The sequence below is a fragment of the Pedobacter sp. AC379 genome (assembly GCF_979258145.1).
On the sequence record NZ_OZ409839.1, the window covers coordinates 2,857,589 to 2,879,986 of the forward strand.

Consider the following 22,398-nt stretch of genomic DNA (forward strand, 5'->3'; position numbering starts at 1 on the left):
TTTTCAGATGGAGGCAACTCCTATTCGCCAAAATTTAACCGATCTCAAATGCAAAACAAGTCCCGTTTTTTTGCCCTTTTGTTAACCATAAGCCTATTATCAAGCACCCTTGCAATTGCCCAGCTGCCAAATGCAACGCTTTACGAACAAACCAGCGAAATGGGTACGCTCATTTTGGGTTACCAGAAGGACGTAGATGCCATTAACGATTTTTATTATCCATACGCTACGGGTGGTTTTTATGCCTACCCAATGACAACCTTTAAAAGCCCGGAACAACGGAAAAGACTCCAGGATATTAATAACGACTATTTACAAAAGTTAAAGGAAGCCCAGTTTGATACATTTAGTATTTATGGCAAGGTAGATTACATTTTGCTTAAAAAGGAGATCGAATCATCAGTTTGGTTACTCAATAAAGAAGAAACAGATTACAATGCACTGGCTAAGTATTTTACCTTCGCCGATTCCATTTATGCCCTCGAAAAACTAAGGCGCAGAGGAACCTATAAAGAAGGATCATTACTAGCTGCACAGATGAGTGAAACAGCAAAGCAAATTGATACGCTGAGTTTAAGTTTTAAAAAAGTGAGCAAGCTTAAGCCAGATCAACTTAAAATGGCTGCGACAGTAACATTCAGTTTAAAACAACGCTTAAAAGGGTTTTATCAGTTTTATATGGATTACGAACCTGGTTTTACCTGGTGGGCACCCAAACCATACGAAAAGCTCGACCTTGCCTTAAACAACTACGCCAGGTTATTTGCTGATGGGCGTGATTCCATTCCGGCTGTAAAAACAGATAAACCTGAAATAAAAGGCACACCGATAGGCCGCCAAGAACTAATACGGCAGTTAAATGCCGAACTGATTCCTTATACCCCCGAACAACTGATTCAGCTTGCCGAAAAGGAGTTTAAGTATTGTGATGAAGAACTCTTAAAGGCATCAACCGCAATGGGCTATGGGAAAGACTGGAAAAAAGCGCAGGAAAAAATCAAAAACAGTTATGTTCCGCTAGGTAAACAAGCCGAGCTCATTGTGAAACTGCAGGATGATGCTTTAACTTTTATAAAAGCCAACGACCTCATTAGTATTCCTGCTTTGGCAGAAGAAACCTGGGGTATGGTAATGATGTCGGCCGAACGCCAGCTGGTTAATCCATTTTTTACCGGAGGTCGCGAAATCAGTATTTCTTACCCCACCAACGGCATGGGAGAAGATGATAAACTGATGAGTATGCGGGGAAACAATCCTTATTTTTCGAGAGGAACCGTACAGCACGAGTTATTGCCAGGGCACCATTATCAATATTTTATCAATAACCGCTATAAAAGCTACCGTGAATCGTTTAAAACCCCATTTAGTGTAGAGGGGTGGCCTTTATATTGGGAGCTTTTGCTTTACGATAAAGGTTTTGCCAAAACACCTGAAGAAAAAATGGGAATGTTGTTCTGGAGGATGCACCGCTGCGCCAGGATTCTGTTTTCGTTAAACTTTCATCTTGGCAAATGGACCCCGCAAGAATGTGTAGATTTCTTGATAAACCGTGTCGGACACGAACGTGCCAATGCCGAAGGCGAGGTACGAAGATCTTTCAAAGGCGATTATAGCCCCTTATACCAGGTAGCCTACCTTACAGGTGGTTTACAGCTTTTTGCACTCAAAAAAGAAATGGTTGATAGTGGTAAAATGAGCTTTAAAGCCTTTCATGATGCAGTGATCAAAGAAAATTTAATCCCTGTAGAAATGATCAGAGCAACATTAACCAACCAGCCTTTAACCCGCGACTTTACCACCACCTGGCATTTTTACGATCAACTTAAATAAACCAAACCAGATACAAACAAAACCACCAACAAACCAACCAGATGAAAAACCAGGAAACCACCCAGTTTAAACCCTCACTTAAATTGATGGATGCAACCATGCTTGTAGCCGGCAGTATGATCGGATCGGGTATTTTTATAGTAAGTGCAGATATTACCCGTAACGTTGGTAGCTCAGGCTGGCTCCTTGTAGTTTGGCTTATAACAGGTTTTATGACGCTTACCGCCGCGTTAAGTTATGGCGAATTGAGTGCCATGTTCCCTAAAGCAGGCGGGCAATACATTTATTTAAAAGAAGCATACAATCCGCTCATTAGCTTTTTATACGGATGGAGTTTTTTTACCGTGATTCAAACAGCAACAATAGCAGCTGTAGGCGTAGCTTTTGCCAAATTTACAGCCTACCTGGTGCCGGCATTAAATGAAGATCTTGTTGCAATTGATTTAGGTTTCTTTACCGTTTCTCCGGCACAATTATTAGCAATAGCAGTAATTATATTGCTTACCTACATCAACAACAGGGGGGTAAATGGAGGTAAATTAATTCAAACCACCTTTACAGTTGCCAAATTGCTGAGTTTATTCGGTTTAATTATGTTCGGGCTTTTCTTTCTTGATAAAGGAATCTGGAAAAGCAACTGGGAAAACATGTGGTCTTTAGGCCCCTTATCAGTTAATGGCAGTATTGGTTCTTATACCACTTTGGCAGCTTTCGGAGCCATTGCTGCGGCAATGGTAGGTTCTATTTTCAGTAGCGATTCATGGCACAATGTAACCTTTATCGCGGGGGAAATTAAAAATCCGGCACGCAACATCGGGTTAAGTTTAGCATTGGGAACAATTATAGTAACTGTACTTTACATCCTAACTAATGTAATGTATACCGGCGTACTTTCGCTGCACGATATTGCTTACGCCGATAAAGATCGTGTTGCGGTTTCTGCAGCCAACCATATTTTTGGCACAGCAGGCACCATTATCATTGCGCTGATGATTATGGTTTCTACCTTCGGCTGTAACAATGGCTTAATTATGGCCGGTGCAAGGGTGTATTATTCCATGGCTAAGGATGGACTCTTCTTTAAAAAAGTAGGCACATTAAATAAAAACGCTGTTCCGGGTTTTGGCCTGTGGATTCAGTGTGTTTTCGCCTGTTTGTGGTGCATTAGCGGTAAATACGGCGATCTGTTGGATATGATTTCTTTTGTGGTTGTGATGTTTTATATGCTTACCATATTTGGAATTTTTATCCTCCGTAAAAAACGGCCAGATGCCGAAAGGCCCTACAAAGCATTCGGATACCCTGTGCTGCCAATTATCTATATTATTATGGGTTTAGCCTTTTGTACCCTGCTGATTATATTTAAACCTAAATTTACCTGGCCGGGCCTGATTATTACCTTAATCGGCATCCCTGTTTATTACCTGATAAAAGGAAGCATTGCACGGCAGGATTCGAAAGTTAAAGCCGGTATCAGCGGTTAAAATATTAATGTTATCCATCAATATCTAAAAGGAATCTGCAAAAGCGTAGCACTATATTTACTGTAAAAAATCCATCATAATGATTCATCCCATCGTTAGAAAATCGCTTGTTTTCTTACTCTCGAGCTTAGCCTTTCTTCAGGCCAAAGCACAGCAGCAAACATTACGCCCCTATGCACCGGGTGCAGCCGAAGTCGCCAATGCTTATCAGCAATCAAATAAATTAGATACGGCACTGCGCAACATCCCAACCAATAACGATATTATCCCATTTTGGAAAAAAGATGGAACAGCCTTCTGGTATAAAAAGAACCTGCCAAACCGCACCTGGGAGTACAATTATGTAGATGCAGCAACAGGGAAAAGGAAAGCAGCATTCGATCACGATAAACTGGCGCAAAGCATCGAAAAAACAACCGGTAAAAAACAAAATCCATTAAAACTTCAGTTCACTGAGCTCTATTTTGGCGATGATGGTAACAAGGCCACAATTAAAATGCAGGATAAATGGTATCAGCTGAATTTAAATGATTACAGCTTAACCGATACAAAAGATACCAGTATTTACCGTTACAATGCTAAAAGACCTTTACAGCAAAGGCGCTCGCGTTGGCAAAGAAACCGCGAAGCTAGGAAATCGCCAGATGGTAAAAGTGAAATAATGATCCGTGGCGGCAATCTATTTGTGGTTGATCTGGCTACAAAAGTCGAAACGCAACTCAGCACCGATGGCAATGCCGATAAACCCTATGGCGAATATGCATGGGCACCTGATGGTAAAAATATTGTAGCTTATAAAATCGATCCTAAAGAGATCAAAAAAGTACATTACATCTTAAGTTCTGTTCCGGGTACCACCCGTGGCGAATTAAAATCGAGAGAATATGCACAACCGGGTGATGACTTTACGGCTTATCAACCCTATGTATTTAATGTAGCAAGCAAAAAATCAACTAAGGTAGATGCAGATCCGATTGATCTTTTTGGCGCACCAGAGTTGCACTGGCGTAATGGCAACAGCAGGTATTACAGTTACGAAAAAGTAGATCGCGGCCACCAGCGTTTCAGGGTTATCGAAGTAGATGTATTAACAGGGAAAACCAAAAATATTATCGACGAGAAAACAAAAACTTTTATTTACGAGAGCCGCATTTATACCCGTTACCTGCCTAAAACCAACGAAATGTTATACACCAGTGAGCAGGATGGCTGGCAACACCTTTACCTGGTAAATACCCTTAGTGGTAAGCAATCGTTAATTACCAAAGGAAATTATGTAGTAAGGGATATAGATAGTATAGATGTGGCAAAACGCCAGGTTTGGTTTAAAGCAAGTGGTATTAACGCAGGTGAAGACCCTTATTTTATCCATTACTACCGTATTGGTTTTGATGGTAAAGGTTTGGTAAATCTTACACCAGAAAAAGGAAACCATAGCCTGAGCTTTTCTCCTGACCGTAAATATTATTTAGATACCTATTCGCAGGTTAATGTGCCTCCGGTTACCGAATTAAGGTTAACAGCCACTACCAAAAAAGTAACTGAACTAGAACATGGTCAAAAGGATATTTACCTGGCAACAGGGGTTAAACTGCCCGAAGTTTTTGTAGCCAAAGCAAGGGATGGCGTAACTGATATTTGGGGCGTTGTGTGTTTCCCTTCAAAAATGGATATCAACAAAACTTATCCCGTTATCGAAAATATTTATGCCGGACCACAAGATAGCTTTGTACCTAAAAACTTTTTGCCGGCAAGCGAAATGCAAAGCATGGCCGAACTCGGCTTTATTGTAGTGCAAATAGATGGAATGGGTACGGCCAACCGATCTAAAGCTTTTCATGATGTATGTTGGAAAAATTTAGCCGATGCCGGATTGCCCGATCGGATACTATGGATGAAAGCGATGGCAAAAAAATATCCAAATGCAGACATTACCCGTGTTGGAGTTTATGGTACATCTGCAGGCGGACAAAACTCTACCGGTGCCTTGTTGTTTCACCCTGAGTTTTATAAAGCCGCCGTTTCTGCCTGTGGTTGTCACGATAACCGCATAGATAAACAATGGTGGAACGAACAATGGATGGGCTACCCCGTGGGGCCGCACTATGGAGAACAATCCAACATAACCAATGCAGCAAAATTGCAGGGTGATCTATTCCTGATTGTTGGCGAAGCTGATGAAAACGTACCGCCAGAATCTACCTACCGCCTGGCAGATGCATTGATTAAAGCCAATAAGGATTTCGATATCTTGAGTATTCCTGGCATGGGCCATAGCGATGGCGGAGTTTACGGGCGTAGGCGAAAACGCGATTTCTTTGTGAAACATTTATTAAATGCCGAACCACCAAACCCTAATGTTTCAAAATAAACTGCCAACTGAAAGCTTGTAACCGCAAATTGAAAACCGCATAGTGAGAACTGCCAACTAAAAATTGCAAGGGTTTATAAAATCATGAAGAAACTTGGTCAAACAATCATGTATGCAGTAAGTAATTGGCCATTTAAGCCATTAAAATACTTTTTGTTGTTCAGTATACAAATTGTGGCCAATTGCTTTCTCTTCGCACAAGATTATCGCCAGCCCAGTAATGGCAATCCAATTATACCTGGTTATTTTGCAGATCCTACGGTAAAAAAATTTGGAGATACCTATTACATTTATGCCACAACAGATGGCAATGGCGGCGGTTTTGGTCCGTCGCAGGTATGGATATCTAAAGATTTTGTGAACTGGCAATTACAGGATATGAACTGGCCCACAACCCATCACTATTGGGCACCAGATGTTACACAAGGTAACGATGGCCGGTATTACCTCTACTACTGTCAGCCGGTAGAAATTTTTGGTGCTTCTTCCAAAACACCTGTTGGTCCGTGGGTTTCGCTATTACCAAAAGGCAAGCCCATTGTTCCCAATTTTTTAGTGCCAAATGTAATTACGCTCGATGGGCAGACTTTTAAAGATGATGATGGCAAATATTATATGTATTGGGGCACCTGGGGCATCTATCCCAATCATGGGTGTGGTGTAGGGCTGCTAAATCCCGACATGAAATCGTTTAGTAAACTTGCTCAAATACCCAATACTGTAGCAAAAGATTTTTTTGAGGCACCCTTTATGTTTAAAAGAAAAGGGATTTATTATTTAACCTATTCTTCTGGCTATTGCGAAGATGGTTCTTACCGCGTTCAGTATGTAATGAGCAAAACCGGACCTATGGGGCCGTTTGTATTTGGGAAAAATAATCCCATACTTACAACCAGTGCAGATGGTACTGTGCATGGCCCGGGGCACGAATCTGTTTTGCAGCAAGGTGATGATTTTTACATGGTTTACCACCGCCATAATAACCCACATGCAGGAGGCGGATACCACAGGCAAGTTGCAGCAGATAAAATGGAATTTGATGAAGCGGGCAACATTAAAGCACTTGTACCTGGCCATACTGGAGTTGGTTTTTTAGGTAAAAATGTAAATCCGCATCCAAACCTGGCACTGGGCGCAAAAGTAAAAGGCTCTTCATTTTATAGTGATGATTTTAAAGTAGCTTATGCAGTTGATGATAACAATGGTACACTTTGGAAAGCCAAAAACAATATTGGTCCTGCTACATTGGAAATAGACCTGGGAAGTGTAAAACCGGTTAAAAGTATTCATACACAATTTGAATATGCAACCTGGTATTACCAGTATCAGATTGATTACTCCATTGATCATAAAACATGGCAGAGTTATGCCGATAGAAGTAAAAATACCCGGCACGGCAGTCCGATGGTTGATTTTAAGTCGGTAAAAGCCCGTTACATCAAATTAAAAATATTAGAAACCGAATACCCGGGTTTAAATAAAGCACTGTGGAACATTAAAATTTTCGATAACGACGATTACAAACCTGCCACAGTTACTGTTGTTAAAAAACCTGAGGATTTAAATCGCTACCATCCACAGGGTTTATTGGTTGATTTAGATGCGAATAACTTTAAAACTGGAGAAACTGTTCACCAATGGCAAAATAAGGGAAAGTTAAAAGGCAGTTTTTCAGCTTTGCTTCGCAATCCGGTTACCGCCATTATAGCGGGTAAAAAAGCGGTTTTATTTGAATCGAAGTCCGGAATGAAATCAAGCTTCGTTGCACCACCATCATTAAAAGGAAACAGTAGTTTTAGTGTGGCCATGTGGGTATACAACCCTGATATTGCTCCTGAAGAACCTGTTTTAGCCTGGACAGCCCGAGGTGGGGTAGATCTTACAAATGCTGCAATCGGATATGGCTCACATCCAAAGTGGGGGGCTGCTTCGCATTGGGGATGGCCAGATATGAAGTACAATAACCTGCCTGCAGCGGGCAAATGGCACCATATTGCACTCACTTTTGATGGTACAATGGAACGTTTGTTTGTAGATGGAAAGTTAGACCACGAAGAAAGAAAAATGCTCTTTATCGATCGGTTAAGTAATTTCTTCCTTGGGGTAAATGAAGATAATATTGCTGGTTTTTCTGGTGCACTGGCCAATTTAAAGTTGTATGATATACCTTTGGGTGCAGGAGAAATAGCGCGCATGGCCAAAGCAGAAACCAATAGCCATGCTGCCGTTTACCTAAATGCTGCAAGCCTAGAAGATGGACCGGTAACCGGTTGGAAAAATGAAGGATATGCACTTGGTAACTTAATAAGCAATGGCACAAAGGCGGTTGTTGGGGTTACAAATGGTTTAATGCGTGTTACTTTGCAAAAAGATAATCAACTGCAATTTAATGGAAGCGGCACATTACCCCTTAATTTTTCTAAGCCATTCTCATTTGTGCTGCAAACCTTGGCAAATCGAAATGGTAATATTTATTTAAACTTAGGCCAAATCTCCGGTATGATAAAACTCATCGGGCAAGAAAAATGGAGCAATGTAACGGGTGTTTATGACGGAAAATCTTTCAAACTTTACATAGACGGATCTGCTCAGAAGAAAATCAACCTTATTAAAAATCCAAATAACCAATGCTACATTAAAGCAGAAGGAACTGATATTGCAATAGGCGGTTTTTATGTATACGACTACGCATTTGCGCCCCTGGAGGTAAAAAAGCAGTATGATGATTGGAAATTAAATTTCAACCACCGTAGCAAAGCCAGCTTTAGTGAGCAGCCTCAGGCTGTTTCGCCTACAATGATCAGTATGGCAGCTGCACCTGTTACATTACCTGGTAGCCTTATTCAGTACCAGTTTACCGAAAACCAAAGTAAACGTAAAAGTAGCTGGTTAAATGAAACCGACTACATCGATTATGATGTTGCCAAGGATGGAAAATATAGCTATACCGTGCAGGCCAGAGATCATTTAGGTAACGTGAGCGAAAGCACACTTTCGGGGCAGGTGAGTACCGATATTAATTTGTTCGAGATCAATAAAGATAAATCGGCATTAGCTTATGACTTTAAAAATAAAACAATTTCATCAACCTTTTGGGATGGACTGATGGGTGAGGTTGATCAGGCCGTAAAAGAAAACGAAACCATTAAAATTTCCTCTACCAAAACCTTTTGGGATGGAGCTAAACCAATGGGGCCGTTTCTGTTCAAAAATGTTCAGGGTAATTTTATTGCTGAAGTAAAAATTGAAGACATGAGCGGCCTGAAAGAAAAAAAAGCAAATGGAGCCAATGATGTAGGGTTAATGGTTAGATTGGATAAGGATAATACCTTAATCCAAAATAGCGTAATGTTGGGTTGGAATATCGGTAATATAACTACAAATTTAAATCAAAATGGCCGCAAACAGGAGAACAATGCATCAGGCTTTAACTTTTTTCCATATTTACAGATCCAAAGAAAAGGGGATGTGTTTTACCTTCGGGCCAGCAATGATGGTAAAAACTGGAAAGAATTACCGGGTAGCCCCATTAATTGGCAGGGTATAAATAATGGTACCGTTCAGGTTGGCCTTTACCAGGCTACTTACGGAGAAAATAGTGGTTATGGTACGTTTAGTAATTTTAGCGTGATAAAGCAGAAATAAGGAATACATTTTAAATTTTACCTGATTTTTTTTCTATTTTTCGCTTCTAATCATATATCCCATTTATCATCATGTTGCGAAAAACTAAAATTACCTGTCTGTTTTTTCTGATTTTATTGTCAAACGTATTTGCTGCAAATGCTGCTAAGTTAGATTTCTATCAGATTAAAATTTACCATTTAAAAACCGATGCACAAGAGCAAACTGTAGATAACTATTTACAAAATGCCTACTTGCCTGCCTTGCACCGAGCCGGAATAGCAAAAGTAGGGGTGTTTAAACCAGTTATAACTGATCCTGCTGCGGTTACAGAAAAGCTGATTTATGTATTTATTCCTTTAAAATCATTTAACGGGATTTTAGATCTTGATAAAAAACTCGCCAAAGATCAGCAGTTTGCAACTGATGGTAAAACTTATCTGGATGCCGCCTATTCGGATGTGCCTTACGAAAGGTTGGAATCAATTGTTTTAAAAGCTTTTGAAAACGCACCTAATTTTATGTTGCCAAAGCTAAAATCTCCGATGAAAGAGCGGGTATATGAATTAAGAAGTTACGAAGCCCCAACTGAAAAATACTTTCAGAATAAAGTCCAAATGTTTAATAAGGGAGATGAAATAGGACTGTTTAAACGACTTAATTTTAATGCAGTATTTTATGGCGAAGTATTGTCTGGCAGCCACATGCCAAATCTGATGTACTTAACCACTTTCGAAAATAAAGCAGATAGAGATGCCCATTGGAAAGCTTTCTCAGCCGATGATTATTGGAAAAAACTGTCTGCAATGCCAGAGTACCAACATAATGTGTCAAAAAATGATACGAAATTTGTTTACCCAACCGATTATTCTGATATATAGTCAAAACTTTATCATCAGCGGAAAAGTTCCTCTTTCACAACCATAAGTAAAAATCTTTAACGGTAAAGTTGAGTAGCCTAACAACCTCTATACTTAAATACCGTCAAAGATTTCTATTCATTCTTTTTTGGACAGCTTGTTCAGTTTCATTCATTGATTTTTTTTAAAAAGCATTTTCTGAATTTTGTATATCATTTTGTCAGATATGTGGAAGGCTTTTTTTTCTTTGTTTTTACTGCTCATCCTATCGTTCGAACGTTTAAAGGCACAGCAGGGATGTTTAATCGGTACAACAACCGGAGGTACATTTTACATCGATACTTTTTTAGGTTACTATCAAGTTAGCGGACGCCAATATCAAACCTCAGCACCAGCGTGCCCAAGAGTTCAGTTACTAAGCAGAGTGGGATCGTGTCAGTTTGTACTGTTTGGACCAGAACATGATTTGTATACCTATACTTTTGTTACCGCAACATCGTCGCCTATTGCTTGTCCGCTTACTGAATACATATTATTACTTTCGGGCTTTTATGGTGCATACAGGTTAAGAAAATATAAAATTTATATGGTAGCACAGCGTTGTGATTAATTAATAACATTAAAACAGCAAGGTAATTAGCTGCTTCAACAAGTAGGTATTAAAAAACCTCCTTGTTGGTTTTGCCCAATAGTACCAACTGATTAATGGCATCTTCAAACTTGCTAAAATCAAGCGGCTTGGGTAAGAATTTACAGTTTTCAGCAAAAACATCAATGGCATCATTAGTCTCATCTCCTAAAATAACCACGAACTCGAAACTGTTTTTCAACATCCGGGCTACATCAATTCCTGATAAATCCATCTGGATATCTAAAAAAAGAAAATCTACTTTACCATAGCTCCAAAAAGCGGCCATTGCATCTACCAAATCTGTAAAACTGCCTTTTAATTCGAGATTATTTATTTTAGAAATAAACTGCTCTAATAACGGCTTGCTCATTCGGCTATCATCTATAACTACGCAGCTATAGGACTGGGGTACTGAAAGTTTCATTAATAGTTGTTTTGTTAAACTTATGCAAAATGCTTGCCACTTGAATAAACTTCGGCGTTTTAATAGCGTTAAATTGCCTGGCTAGGCCTTTTGGTTAATTTTATACTATACAAAGGCTCAAAGTATTTGCTTGCTTCTCTTCTAAATTTTCTAATATGTAGAAGTTAAACCTAACTGATTGCATTGTTTGACCATTATTTCCAAATTTAAACTACATCTTATAACTTAAATCAAGGAGAGCCTTAACTTAAACTGTGTTAAAATTTTTACATAGGGCTAGTACAATATGCCGCTCGCTGATGTATTGGATACAGTATACAGCAGGACAGTTGATAATGATAGATCGTCATTTCGACCGCAGTGGAGAAATCTTTGAACATGGTTTAGTAGGCTAACGCTCGTTTCAACGAGCGTTGAATAACAAATCGTTTACAACGATATCATCGTAGAGCTATTTATGCACTTTTGAGAAACGAGCGCAAGCATATTTTTTTACGCTAAAATTTGTTATAGATCGTCATTTCGACCGCAGTGGAGAAATCTTTGAACATGGTTTAGTAGGCTAACGCTCGTTTCAACGAGCGTTGAATAACAAATCGTTTACAATGATATAATCGTAGAGCTAGTTATGCACTTTTGAGAAACGAGCGCAAGCATATTTTTTTTACGCTAATAATCTACTATAGATCGTCATTTCGACCGCATGTGGAGAAATCTTTGAACATAGTTTAGTATGCTAATGCTCAATTCTTGCGATCAGACAAAAAACATACCCTTTCCTGGTAAAAAATTAGATAGGCAAACGATTGCGCGGTTTTTGTCATTACAAATAAACCATTTCCATTCAGGTGTTTGTTAACTTTATCCTACAGCAGCTAAATCAGTTGCTCAACTGAAAACACATAACCAAATTTTAACTGTAAATGACCCTATATCCTTTTTACAAACGCTTTAATACTATAAATCCCTCTAAACTTGTTTTGATTTTTGTATTTTTTCTAAATACCGCTCCATTGTTTGTTTCGGCTCAGAAAACTAAGCAGGAAGCTCAAAAAAATACAACAGTACTCAGTGCAAAAAAGATCAATACCACAACAGTAGAGCTACTGCTTTCAGATAACCAGCGTTTAACGTTAGATTTTTACGGAGAAAATATTTTTCGCCTCTTTCAAGACCCCGAGGGTGGCTTTATCCGCGATCCTGAAGCAAAGCCCGAAGCAAAAATTTTGGTCGAAAATCCACGTAAACCGGTTTCAAAACTTGTTATTAAGGATGAAAACAATCAGCTGTTTATAACTACGGCTAAGATTACTGTGCTTATTGATAAAAATACCTCACTGATTAAAATTATTAACCTGGCAACACAAGCTGTGGCGGTAGAAGAACTGAGTCCAATTCAATTTGAAAAAGGACAGGTTACCCTTAGCTTGAAAGAAAATCCGGAAGAATATTTTTATGGAGGCGGCGTACAAAACGGACGTTTTTCGCATAAAGGGAAAGCCATTGCTATCGAAAATCAAAACAGCTGGACAGATGGGGGAGTTGCTTCCCCAACACCTTATTACTGGTCTACCAATGGATACGCTGTAATGTGGCATACTTTCAGTAAAGGGAATTACAACTTTGGCGCAAAAGAAAAAGGATTGGTGAAATTAGTTCATAACATGGATTATCTTGATGCCTTTTTTATGGTAAGCGATGGCGCTGCTGCTTTATTGAACGACTTTTACCAGCTTACAGGAAACCCGATTTTACTTCCCAAATTCGGGTTTTACCAAGGACATTTAAATGCATATAACCGCGATTTTTGGAAAGAAGATGAAAAAGGAACCTTATTTGAGGACGGCAAACGGTATAAAGAAAGCCAAAAAGATAATGGAGGAATAAAAGAATCGCTTAATGGCGAAAAAAATAACTACCAGTTCTCGGCCCGTGCAGTAATTGATCGTTATAAAAAAAATGATATGCCATTGGGTTGGGTATTGCCTAATGATGGTTACGGTGCTGGATATGGCCAAACACAAACATTAGATGGTAACATTCAGAATTTAAAAAGCTTCGGTGATTACGCACGTAAAAACGGAGTAGAAATTGGACTTTGGACACAATCTGACCTTCATCCAAAATCAGAAATAAGTCCATTATTACAACGAGATATCATTAAAGAAGCCAGAGATGCAGGCGTTAGGGTTCTAAAAACAGATGTAGCCTGGGTTGGAGCAGGTTATTCATTCGGATTAAACGGTGTTGCAGATGTTGCGCAGATAATGCCTTATTATGGCAATAGCAGCAGGCCGTTCATTATATCATTAGATGGATGGGCCGGTACACAACGCTATGCAGGCGTTTGGTCTGGCGACCAAACAGGTGGAGTTTGGGAATACATCCGTTTTCATATTCCTACTTATATCGGCTCTGGCTTATCAGGTCAGCCAAATATTACTTCCGACATGGACGGCATTTTTGGTGGTAAAAATCCAACCATTAATACGCGAGATTTTCAATGGAAAACCTTTACCCCCATGGAATTAAACATGGATGGATGGGGTGCCAACGAAAAATATCCTCATGCACTGGGCGAACCTGTTGCATCCATTAACCGCAATTATTTAAAATTAAAATCAGAACTCATTCCCTATACCTATAGCATTGCCAGAGAAGCTGTTACCGGCCTTCCAATGATCAGGGCTATGTTTCTGGCATATCCCAATGCCTTTACAAAAGGCATTTCTACCCAGTACCAATACCTTTATGGTCCATCTTTCTTAGTTGCACCGATTTACCAGGCAACGAAATCAGATGAGCTTGGAAATGATATCCGCAATGGAATTTACCTGCCAGAGGGTATTTGGATTGATTATTTTACGGGTGAAAAATATACCGGAAACTGTATTCTGAACAGTTTTGCAGCCCCTTTATGGAAACTCCCTGTTTTTGTTAAAAATGGTGCAATAATTCCGATGGCAAATGCAAATAACAACGTTTCTGAAACTAATAAGGCAAAAAGAACCTATGAGCTGTATCCTTTTGGAAAAACTGAATTTACAGAATATGATGATGATGGTGCAACAGAAGCCTATAAATTAGGTAAAGGTGCATCAACTTTAATCACATCAGAATTAGATGAAAAGAATAATGTTACAGTCACTATACAACCCACAAAAGGTGATTTTGAAGGATTTGTTAAGGAGAAAACAACCGAATTTGTTGTAAACCTGACCGAAAAAGCAAAAAGGCTGACTGCAAAAATTGGAAACAATAAAATCAAATTAGCCGAAGTAAGCTCAAAAGATGAATTTTTGAAGCAAACAAACGTATATTTTTATGATGCAGCACCAAATTTGAACCGTTTTGCTACAAAAGGAAGCGAGTTCGAAAAAGTTGCCATTGTTAAAAATCCTCAATTATTGTTAAAACTTCAGTCAACCGATATAACAATCAGCCCCGTTACATTGAATATTGATGGCTTTAAGTTCGAACCAACAGATAAACAACGTGTTGGTTCAGGAAAATTAATTGCTCCAATAAATGCTGCTGTAAACGAGAAAAACAGGGAAGCCTACTCGTTAAGCCCAAGCTGGACTAAAATAAACAATGCCGATTTTTATGAAATCGATTTTAATGGTATGCACTACACCACCATTCGGGATACAGTGCTATTGTTTGATGGATTATCGCCAGAAACAGCGTATACCTTTAAATTGCGTGCCGTAAATAAAGATGGCTACTCAGATTGGACCGAATTTAAAGCAAGCACCAAATCCAATCCTTTACAATTTGCAATTCAGGGTATTGTTGCCGAAACTACAGCAGAAAATCAGGGCGGTTCGGAAATTGATAAACTTTTTGATTTTGATGAAGGCAACATGTGGCATACCAAATGGGGTGCAAAGGCTGTTCCTTTTGATATGATAATCGACTTGAAATCAGTAAATCAGCTCGGAAAATTTCAATACCTCCCGCGTTCAGGTAGAGGTAATGGAATATTGTTGAAAGGAAAAGTTTATTATAGCAACAATAAAGAAAACTGGGTAGAGGCAGGTGCATTTGAGTGGGCAAACAATGGAGATGTGAAAATATTTAATTTTAGCACACACCCAACCGCACGTTACATTAAAATTGCTGTGGCAGATGGTGTAGGTGGTTTTGGCTCGGGGCGCGAACTTTATGTATTTAAAGTTCCAGGTACTGAAAGTTATCTTCCGGGAGATATTAACAACGACCGTTTAATTGACCGAAATGACTTAACCTCTTATACCAATTATACTGGGTTAAAAAAGGGCGATGCTGATTTTGAAGGTTACATTAGCAATGGCGACATTAATAAAAACAATTTGATTGATGCTTACGATATCTCAGTTGTGGCAACTCAGCTTGATGGCGGTATAAGTAATGCCAAAATTGATAAAGTAGCAGGTAAATTGGATATTAGTACTGCAAAACAGGTTTACAATAAAGATGAAATTATCGAAGTCAAAGTAAAAGGCATAAACCTTAAATCAGTAAATGCATTAAGTTTTGCATTGCCATATTCTGCGCAGGATTATGATTTTATAGGTGTACAAAATGTAAATGTTAAACAAATGGAAAACCTAACAAACGATCGCCTGCATACCAATGGTGGCAAGGTTTTATACCCAACTTTTGTAAACATCGGTAATAAAGATGCTTTAAATGGATCAGCAGATTTATTTATAATAAAATTAAAGGCAAAACGTAAGCTACAATTCGGATTAAAGCTTAGTGAAGGCATTTTAGTAGATAAAAACCTCAACTTTGTTAAGTTTTAATACATAAGGATTGTAGTTGGAGGATGCTAAAACAGAATTAAGTACAGAAATACCTTTCGAACAATGAGAATAAAAGGAGTAGAACCAATCGTTTCTGCTCCTTTTTATGTAACAGCAATAATTGATTACAAAAACTTTGCTCGATAGCTTACTGTCTGCAAAAATTAAACGATAATTGATCACTGTTTAGCCTGAAATTCATGCTACTCAGAATGATGACTGAATTATTCCAGAATCAATATCATCTAAATTTTCACGCTAAAGAATTGTTGGTTAACAGTCAACAAATTGATTTTAATAAGGCTCCGAAAAATAATTTTAAATGCCGGCATCGAGGTTTTTTGAGCTGGCAATCCTCATTTTGCATGTAAATTCACTTATAAAAGTGTAATCTGACCACAAAACACACGTAAATCCTTCGTTTAAATCCGAAATGCACTACTTCAGGGCTCAAAACACAAAATTGAGAATTCAAATCTGAAGATCAACTTCATTATAACTTCATAAATATGCATTTATTTCGCTTTCGAATTAAATCATTGCGTAACCAAAATTTATTGAAGTCAAATTGTATTCCGCCTTGCGGTATTATACTTTTTTCATCAAAAAATCGGTTGCCAACCGAAACTAATTAGAGAAAAAATAAATCAGATTTAACCATTCAACAAAAAAAAATGAAAAGAGTTGTCATATGCTTAGGCTTGTGTACTTTGCTTTACGTAACGGGTTGTACCTCGAAAAAAGAAGAGAAAGAAGAAGTAGCTACTTATGCGGTAACCACGCCGCTAAGAATGGATACTTCGTTTACCAAGGAATATGTTTCGCAGATTAAATCTGTCCGGAACATAGAAGTTAGGGCCCAGGAAAAAGGGTACCTTCAGAATATTTATGTAGATGAAGGCCAGCATGTAAAAGCAGGTCAGATTTTATTTAAAATTATGCCTAAAGCAGCTCAATCAGAATTGTTAAAGGCACAAGCTGAAACCAAATCGGCAGAAATCGAACTGGAAAACACCAGGATGCTGTCTGATAAAAACATTGTTTCGAAAAACGAACTGGCCATGGCCAAAGCAAAACTGCAATCTGCAAATGCAGAAGCCTCGCTGGCAAAATTCCATTTATCAAATACCGAAATCAGGGCACCATTTGATGGTACTATTGATCGTATTCCATTAAAGTTAGGAAGCTTGGTTGATGAAGGCGCATTGTTAACCAGCTTATCCGATAACAGTCAGGTTTTTGCATATTTCAACGTATCAGAGCCAGAATATTTAAATTATCAGCGTGCGGCAAAAGCAAAGGGGCAGCAAGAAGTTAGTTTATTATTGGCCAACAACGAATTGTTAAAATCGAAAGGTAAAGTTGAAGTTATTGAAAGTGAATTCGACAACGAAACCGGAAACATTGCTTTCAGGGCCAGATTTAATAATTCGGATAACCTGTTGAGAAACGGCGAAACCGGTAAAATCCAAATGGTTGTTCCACTAAAAAATGCTTTGGTGATTCCACAAAAAGCAACCTACGATATTCAAGACAAAACCTATGTGTTTGTGGTTGATAAAAACAACAAAGTACACTCTAAGGTAATTACCGTTGCTGGCGAACTTCCTGATTTGTACATCATAGGAGATGGCATAACATCGGAAGATAAAATCTTGCTCGAAGGTGTGCAGAAGGTTAAAGACGATGATAAAATTGCCTTCAAATTCCAGCAGCCTCAGGAAGTGATGAAACAATTGAGATTGAAAACAGAATAATCTAAACCCTCCCATACTTATTTTATGTTTAGTAAATTCATACAAAGGCCCGTCCTTTCTATAGTAATATCGCTTATTATTGTGTTTCTTGGTGTGTTGGCCATTAGCTACCTCCCGGTTACACAATTCCCCTCTATTTCTCCGCCTAAGGTTAACATTACGGCAGAGTATCCTGGGGCAAACAATGAGTTACTGATTAAATCAGTTGTTATTCCGCTCGAGCGCGCACTTAACGGTGTACCGGGCATGAAATATATTGCATCAGATGCAGGTAATGATGGTGAAGCCTCTATCCAGGTGGTATTTAACCTTGGTACCGATCCTAATCAGGCTTCACTTAACGTTCAAAACAGGGTAGCAGCAGTTACCAATAAACTCCCGCCTTTAGTGGTTCGTGAAGGGGTAAAAATTACCCGAGAAGAGTCGAACATGTTAATGTACATTAACTTGTACAGTAAAGACCCTAAAATGAACCAGAATTTCTTATATAACTATGCAGATATCAATTTGCTTGCAGAGTTAAAGAGGGTTGATGGTGTAGGTTTTGCAGATATTTTGGGCGATAGGGATTATGCAATGCGGATTTGGCTAAAACCCGACCGTATGCAGGCTTATAAAATCTCAGTTGATGAGGTGATGAAAGCGCTTGATGAGCAAAGTTTAGAAGCCTCGCCAGGCAAAACCGGTGAGAGTTCTGGTAAACGTTCGCAGGCTTTCGAATATGTGTTAAAATATTCAGGTCGTTTTAGCACTAAAGAAGGTTATGAAAACATTATCCTGAGGGCAAATGCCAATGGCGAAATGCTCAGGTTAAAAGATGTGGCCGATGTAGATTTTAGTGCTTCAGCTTACAATTTATACTCTACATTAAATGGTAAAGCATCTGCTGCAATTGTTTTAAAACAATCTTATGGTAGTAATGCAAGTCAGGTAATTAAGGATGTAAAGGCTAAAATGGCCGAAATCAAGGCAAGCTCTTTCCCTAAAGGTTTAGATTACGAAGTAAGTTACGATGTATCTAAGTTCCTCGATGCTTCAATAGAAAAAGTAATCCATACGCTGGTAGAAGCTTTTATTTTAGTGGGCCTGGTGGTGTTTTTATTCCTTGGCGACTGGCGATCTACACTTATTCCGGCTATCGCCGTTCCAGTTTCATTGATCGGAACCTTTGTGTTTATGCAGTTTTTTGGCATTACACTTAACTTAATCACGCTGTTTGCATTGGTATTGGCCATTGGTGTGGTGGTAGATGATGCGATTGTGGTAATTGAAGCGGTGCATGCCAAGATGGAACATGATCGGAAACTTTCGGTACTAAGGGCTACACAAGAAGCGATGAAAGAAATTGGTGGGGCCATTATCGCCATTACCTTTCTTATGGCATCGGTGTTTATTCCGGTAGCTTTTATGTCGGGGCCGGTGGGTATTTTTTACCGCCAGTTTTCCATTACCATGGCAACGGCCATTATCCTTTCGGGTATTGTAGCATTAACACTTACGCCGGCTTTGTGTGCCATTATGTTGAAAAACAATCATGGTTCCAATAAAAAGAAAACAATTATCGATCGTTTATTAGATGGTTTTAACAATGGCTTTGCTAAACTTTCGGGTAAATACGAATTGGTATTGACCAAAGTGGTGAGCCGTAAAATTTTAACCTTTGGAATATTGATTGCTTTCTGTTTGGGTGTTTGGGGCTTAAGCGGAAGTGTACCTTCAGGTTTTATACCGAACGAAGATCAGGGTATGGTGTATGCCATTATTCAAACGCCTCCTGGATCTACATTGGAGCGTACCGACCAGATTGCTGAGAAATTGCAGAAAATGTGTGAGGACATTGATGGTGTAAAATCTGTTTCATCTTTGGCCGGTTATGAAATTCTTACCGAAGGAACAGGATCTAACTCAGGTACCTGTTTAATTAACCTGAAAGATTGGAGCGAACGTAAACATTCGGCAGTAGAAATTATCGAGGAACTGGAAGAAAAATCGAAATCCATTCCAGGTGCTACAATCGAGTTTTTCCAGCCACCAGCAGTTCCCGGATATGGTGCCGCAGGAGGTTTTGAGCTCCGTTTATTAGATAAAGCAGGAAGTGGCGATTACAAAAAAATGGAAACCGTTGCCAACGATTTTGTAAAAGAACTCAATAAACGCAAAGAGTTATCATCTGTATTTACTTTCTATAGTGCAAGTTTCCCTCAGTATATGCTGGATGTAGACAATGATATTGCACAACAAAAAGGCGTAAGTATTGATAACGCGATGAACACCCTGTCTACCTTTGTAGGTAGTAATTACGAAACCAGTTTTATTAAATACGATCACCAGTATAAAGTAATCGTTCAGGCATTGCCTCAATATCGCGCTTTACCAGAGGATATTTTAAAGCTCTCGGTTAAAAACGACCGCGATGAGATGGTTCCATTTTCGGCCTTTATTAAAATGCGTAAAGTGTATGGTTTATCGGAAATTACCAGGCACAATATGTACAATGCCTCCGAAATTAGTGGCCAATCGGCTCCAGGTTACAGTTCAGGAGAAGCCATTAGTGCCATTACAGAGGTAGCTAAGAAATCGCTACCAAGAGGTTTCGGTATAGATTGGGCAGGTATTTCTAAAGATGAAGTATCAAGGGGTAATGAAGCAATTTACATCTTCCTGATCTGTTTAGGTTTTGTATACCTTGTACTTGCAGCACAATATGAAAGTTTTATTTTGCCACTTTCTGTTATCCTTTCCTTACCAGCAGGTATTTTCGGTGCATTTTTGTTTTTGAAATTATTAGGATTAGAAAACAACATTTATGCCCAGGTAGCCATGGTGATGTTAATTGGTTTGCTCGGGAAGAACGCGGTACTGATTGTGGAGTTTGCTGCACAACGGCATGCCCAGGGTGCAACGGTGTTAAAGGCGGCAATGGAAGGTGCCAGTGTGCGTTTCCGTCCAATTTTAATGACCTCTTTTGCCTTTATTGCCGGTTTAATTCCATTGATGATTGCTTCCGGACCCGGTAAAATCGGTAACCGTACCATCGGATCGGCAGCTGCAGGCGGTATGCTTTTTGGAACCATTTTCGGGGTAATTGTAATCCCTGGATTGTACTACATTTTCGGATCAATAGCAGCAAAACACAAGCTGATCAAAATTGAAGAAGAACATCCATTAACTGAAGAAATTGAAGATAATGTTTAAGAAAAATATTTATAAAGGCCTTGGCTTGGTGTTGTTATGCGCCACATATACAGCATGCAAATTGCCAGAAGTGGCCCAACGCGCCGAAAATAAAGCTGTACCTGTTACCTTTAACGGTTCGCAGGATACGGTAAGCACAGCAGGCATAAAATGGCGTCAGTTTTTTACTGATCCTAACCTGATCAACCTGATCGATACCGCACTTAAGAATAACCAGGAGCTGAATATTACACTTCAGGATATTGAAATTGCGAAAAATGAAATCAAAGCCAGAAAAGGAGAGCTTTTGCCAAGTGTAACTTATGGTGTAGGTGCAGGATTGGATAAAGTTGGCCGTTACACCAGCTCTGGTGCCGGCGATGCCTCTACAGAGATTACGCCTGGTAAAGAAGTACCTGAGGTATTGCCCGATTATCATTTTGGTTTACAGGCCAATTGGGAAGCCGACATCTGGCATAAATTGCGCAATGCAAAAAAAGGTGCAGTAAACCATTATCTGGCAACTGTTGAAGGCAAAAATTTTGTGATTACCAATTTAATCGCCGAAGTAGCCAATTCTTATTATGAGTTATTGGCTGCCGATAACCAGTTGGAAACTGTGAAAAAGAACATTGAGCTACAGAAGAACGCTTTGGAACTGATGAAAATTCAAAAACAGGCCAGTAGGGTAAATGAACTTGCTGTGCGTAAATTTGAGGCTGAAGTATTAAGTTCAAAAAGTTTGGAGTTCGATATTCTCCAGAATATTACCGAAACAGAGAATAAAATTAATTTCCTGTTAGGTCGTTTTCCTCAGCCGATTATTAGAGATAAATCGAGCTTTACAGATCTTGTTCCAGCAACGGTGCAGGCAGGATTACCATCGCAGCTATTGGCCAACCGTCCTGATATTAAGCAGGCAGAATTCGAACTTGCAGCAGCCAAATTAGATGTGAAAGTTGCTAAAGCACAGTTCTATCCATCGTTGGGTATTTCGGCCGCAATTGGTTACCAGGCTTTTAATCCTTCCTATTTGTTGAGAACGCCAGAATCTTTAATTTATTCATTAGCCGGAGATTTAGCCGGACCACTGATTAACAGAAATGCAATAAAAGCAGAGTATTCTACCGCAAATGCAAAACAGTTACAGGCGGTATATGAATACGAAAAAAGCATTCTGAATGGCTACATAGAAGTTGCAAACCAAATGTCGAAAATTAATAACCTGCAAAAAAGCTACGATTTAAAGTCTAAACAAGTATTAGCCCTTACCCAATCGATTGATATTTCCAATGATTTATTCAAATCCGCAAGAGCTGATTATTTTGAAGTACTAATGACCCAACGCGATGCTTTACAATCGAAGTTAGAGCTTATCGAAACCAAAAAACAACAGTTAAATGCTGTTGTCGATATCTATCATGCTTTAGGTGGCGGATGGAACTAAGCTCTT

At 39.1% G+C, this 22,398-nt stretch carries 11 protein-coding genes; 10 read left to right on the forward strand and 1 reads right to left on the reverse strand.

What is annotated here, in order from left to right; translation table 11 throughout:
- Positions 1–48 precede the first annotated feature (48 nt).
- The 6 genes from ACZZZW_RS12805 (at position 49) to ACZZZW_RS12830 (ending at position 10,779) form a co-directional block, all read left to right on the forward strand.
- Entirely contained in the window at positions 49–1,830 is a 1,782-nt protein-coding gene (locus ACZZZW_RS12805; RefSeq protein WP_463493836.1) for a DUF885 family protein, read from the forward strand.
- 41 nt (positions 1,831–1,871) lie between these two features.
- The gene (locus ACZZZW_RS12810; RefSeq protein WP_055904497.1) at positions 1,872–3,314 is read left to right on the forward strand and encodes an APC family permease; all 1,443 of its coding nucleotides are present in this window, start codon (positions 1,872–1,874) and stop codon (positions 3,312–3,314) included.
- Positions 3,315–3,393: 79 nt separating this feature from the next.
- On the forward strand, positions 3,394–5,685 hold the full coding sequence (locus ACZZZW_RS12815; protein WP_463493838.1) for a S9 family peptidase: 2,292 nt from the start codon (positions 3,394–3,396) through the stop codon (positions 5,683–5,685).
- Between the two features lie 84 nt (positions 5,686–5,769).
- Positions 5,770–9,330: a family 43 glycosylhydrolase gene (locus ACZZZW_RS12820; RefSeq protein ID WP_463493840.1), complete on the forward strand. Its 3,561-nt coding sequence runs from the start codon at positions 5,770–5,772 to the stop codon at positions 9,328–9,330.
- Between the two features lie 71 nt (positions 9,331–9,401).
- Positions 9,402–10,190, forward strand: coding sequence for an NIPSNAP family protein (locus ACZZZW_RS12825; RefSeq protein ID WP_055904506.1), 789 nt, complete (start codon positions 9,402–9,404; stop codon positions 10,188–10,190).
- A 205-nt stretch (positions 10,191–10,395) separates the two neighbouring features.
- Positions 10,396–10,779 (forward strand): hypothetical protein, encoded by a 384-nt coding sequence (locus ACZZZW_RS12830; protein ID WP_055904508.1) that lies wholly within the window; start codon positions 10,396–10,398, stop codon positions 10,777–10,779.
- Positions 10,780–10,828: 49 nt separating this feature from the next.
- On the opposite strand, the gene ACZZZW_RS12835 is transcribed toward ACZZZW_RS12830, so the two are convergent.
- Positions 10,829–11,224 (reverse strand): LytR/AlgR family response regulator transcription factor, encoded by a 396-nt coding sequence (locus ACZZZW_RS12835; protein ID WP_055904511.1) that lies wholly within the window; start codon positions 11,222–11,224, stop codon positions 10,829–10,831.
- Between the two features lie 980 nt (positions 11,225–12,204).
- On the opposite strand from ACZZZW_RS12835, the gene ACZZZW_RS12840 reads away from it, so the two are divergent.
- The 4 genes from ACZZZW_RS12840 to ACZZZW_RS12855 all read left to right on the forward strand — a co-directional run bounded on the left by ACZZZW_RS12840 (position 12,205) and on the right by ACZZZW_RS12855 (position 22,392).
- The gene (locus tag ACZZZW_RS12840; protein WP_463493843.1) at positions 12,205–16,014 is read left to right on the forward strand and encodes a TIM-barrel domain-containing protein; all 3,810 of its coding nucleotides are present in this window, start codon (positions 12,205–12,207) and stop codon (positions 16,012–16,014) included.
- Positions 16,015–16,688: 674 nt separating this feature from the next.
- Positions 16,689–17,771, forward strand: coding sequence for an efflux RND transporter periplasmic adaptor subunit (locus ACZZZW_RS12845; RefSeq protein ID WP_463493845.1), 1,083 nt, complete (start codon positions 16,689–16,691; stop codon positions 17,769–17,771).
- A gap of 24 nt (positions 17,772–17,795) precedes the next feature.
- Positions 17,796–20,966 carry an efflux RND transporter permease subunit gene (locus ACZZZW_RS12850; RefSeq protein WP_055904516.1) on the forward strand — a complete coding sequence of 1,057 codons (3,171 nt, stop codon included), beginning with the start codon at positions 17,796–17,798 and terminating at the stop codon, positions 20,964–20,966.
- Entirely contained in the window at positions 20,959–22,392 is a 1,434-nt protein-coding gene (locus ACZZZW_RS12855; protein WP_463493847.1) for a TolC family protein, read from the forward strand. The genes ACZZZW_RS12850 and ACZZZW_RS12855 overlap by 8 nt, the downstream gene beginning before the upstream one ends.
- Positions 22,393–22,398 lie beyond the last annotated feature (6 nt).

Excerpts from the sequence above, each read along its gene's own strand:
- ACZZZW_RS12805 (WP_463493836.1), top strand. The coding sequence starts at position 49 with ATGCAAAACAAGTCCCGTTTTTTTGCCCTTTTGTTAACCATAAGCCTA.
- ACZZZW_RS12810 (WP_055904497.1), top strand. The coding sequence starts at position 1,872 with ATGAAAAACCAGGAAACCACCCAGTTTAAACCCTCACTTAAATTGATG.
- ACZZZW_RS12815 (WP_463493838.1), top strand. The coding sequence starts at position 3,394 with ATGATTCATCCCATCGTTAGAAAATCGCTTGTTTTCTTACTCTCGAGC.
- ACZZZW_RS12820 (WP_463493840.1), top strand. The coding sequence starts at position 5,770 with ATGAAGAAACTTGGTCAAACAATCATGTATGCAGTAAGTAATTGGCCA.
- ACZZZW_RS12825 (WP_055904506.1), top strand. The coding sequence starts at position 9,402 with ATGTTGCGAAAAACTAAAATTACCTGTCTGTTTTTTCTGATTTTATTG.
- ACZZZW_RS12830 (WP_055904508.1), top strand. The coding sequence starts at position 10,396 with ATGTGGAAGGCTTTTTTTTCTTTGTTTTTACTGCTCATCCTATCGTTC.
- ACZZZW_RS12835 (WP_055904511.1), bottom strand. The coding sequence starts at position 11,224 with ATGAAACTTTCAGTACCCCAGTCCTATAGCTGCGTAGTTATAGATGAT.
- ACZZZW_RS12845 (WP_463493845.1), top strand. The coding sequence starts at position 16,689 with ATGAAAAGAGTTGTCATATGCTTAGGCTTGTGTACTTTGCTTTACGTA.
- ACZZZW_RS12850 (WP_055904516.1), top strand. The coding sequence starts at position 17,796 with ATGTTTAGTAAATTCATACAAAGGCCCGTCCTTTCTATAGTAATATCG.
- ACZZZW_RS12855 (WP_463493847.1), top strand. The coding sequence starts at position 20,959 with ATGTTTAAGAAAAATATTTATAAAGGCCTTGGCTTGGTGTTGTTATGC.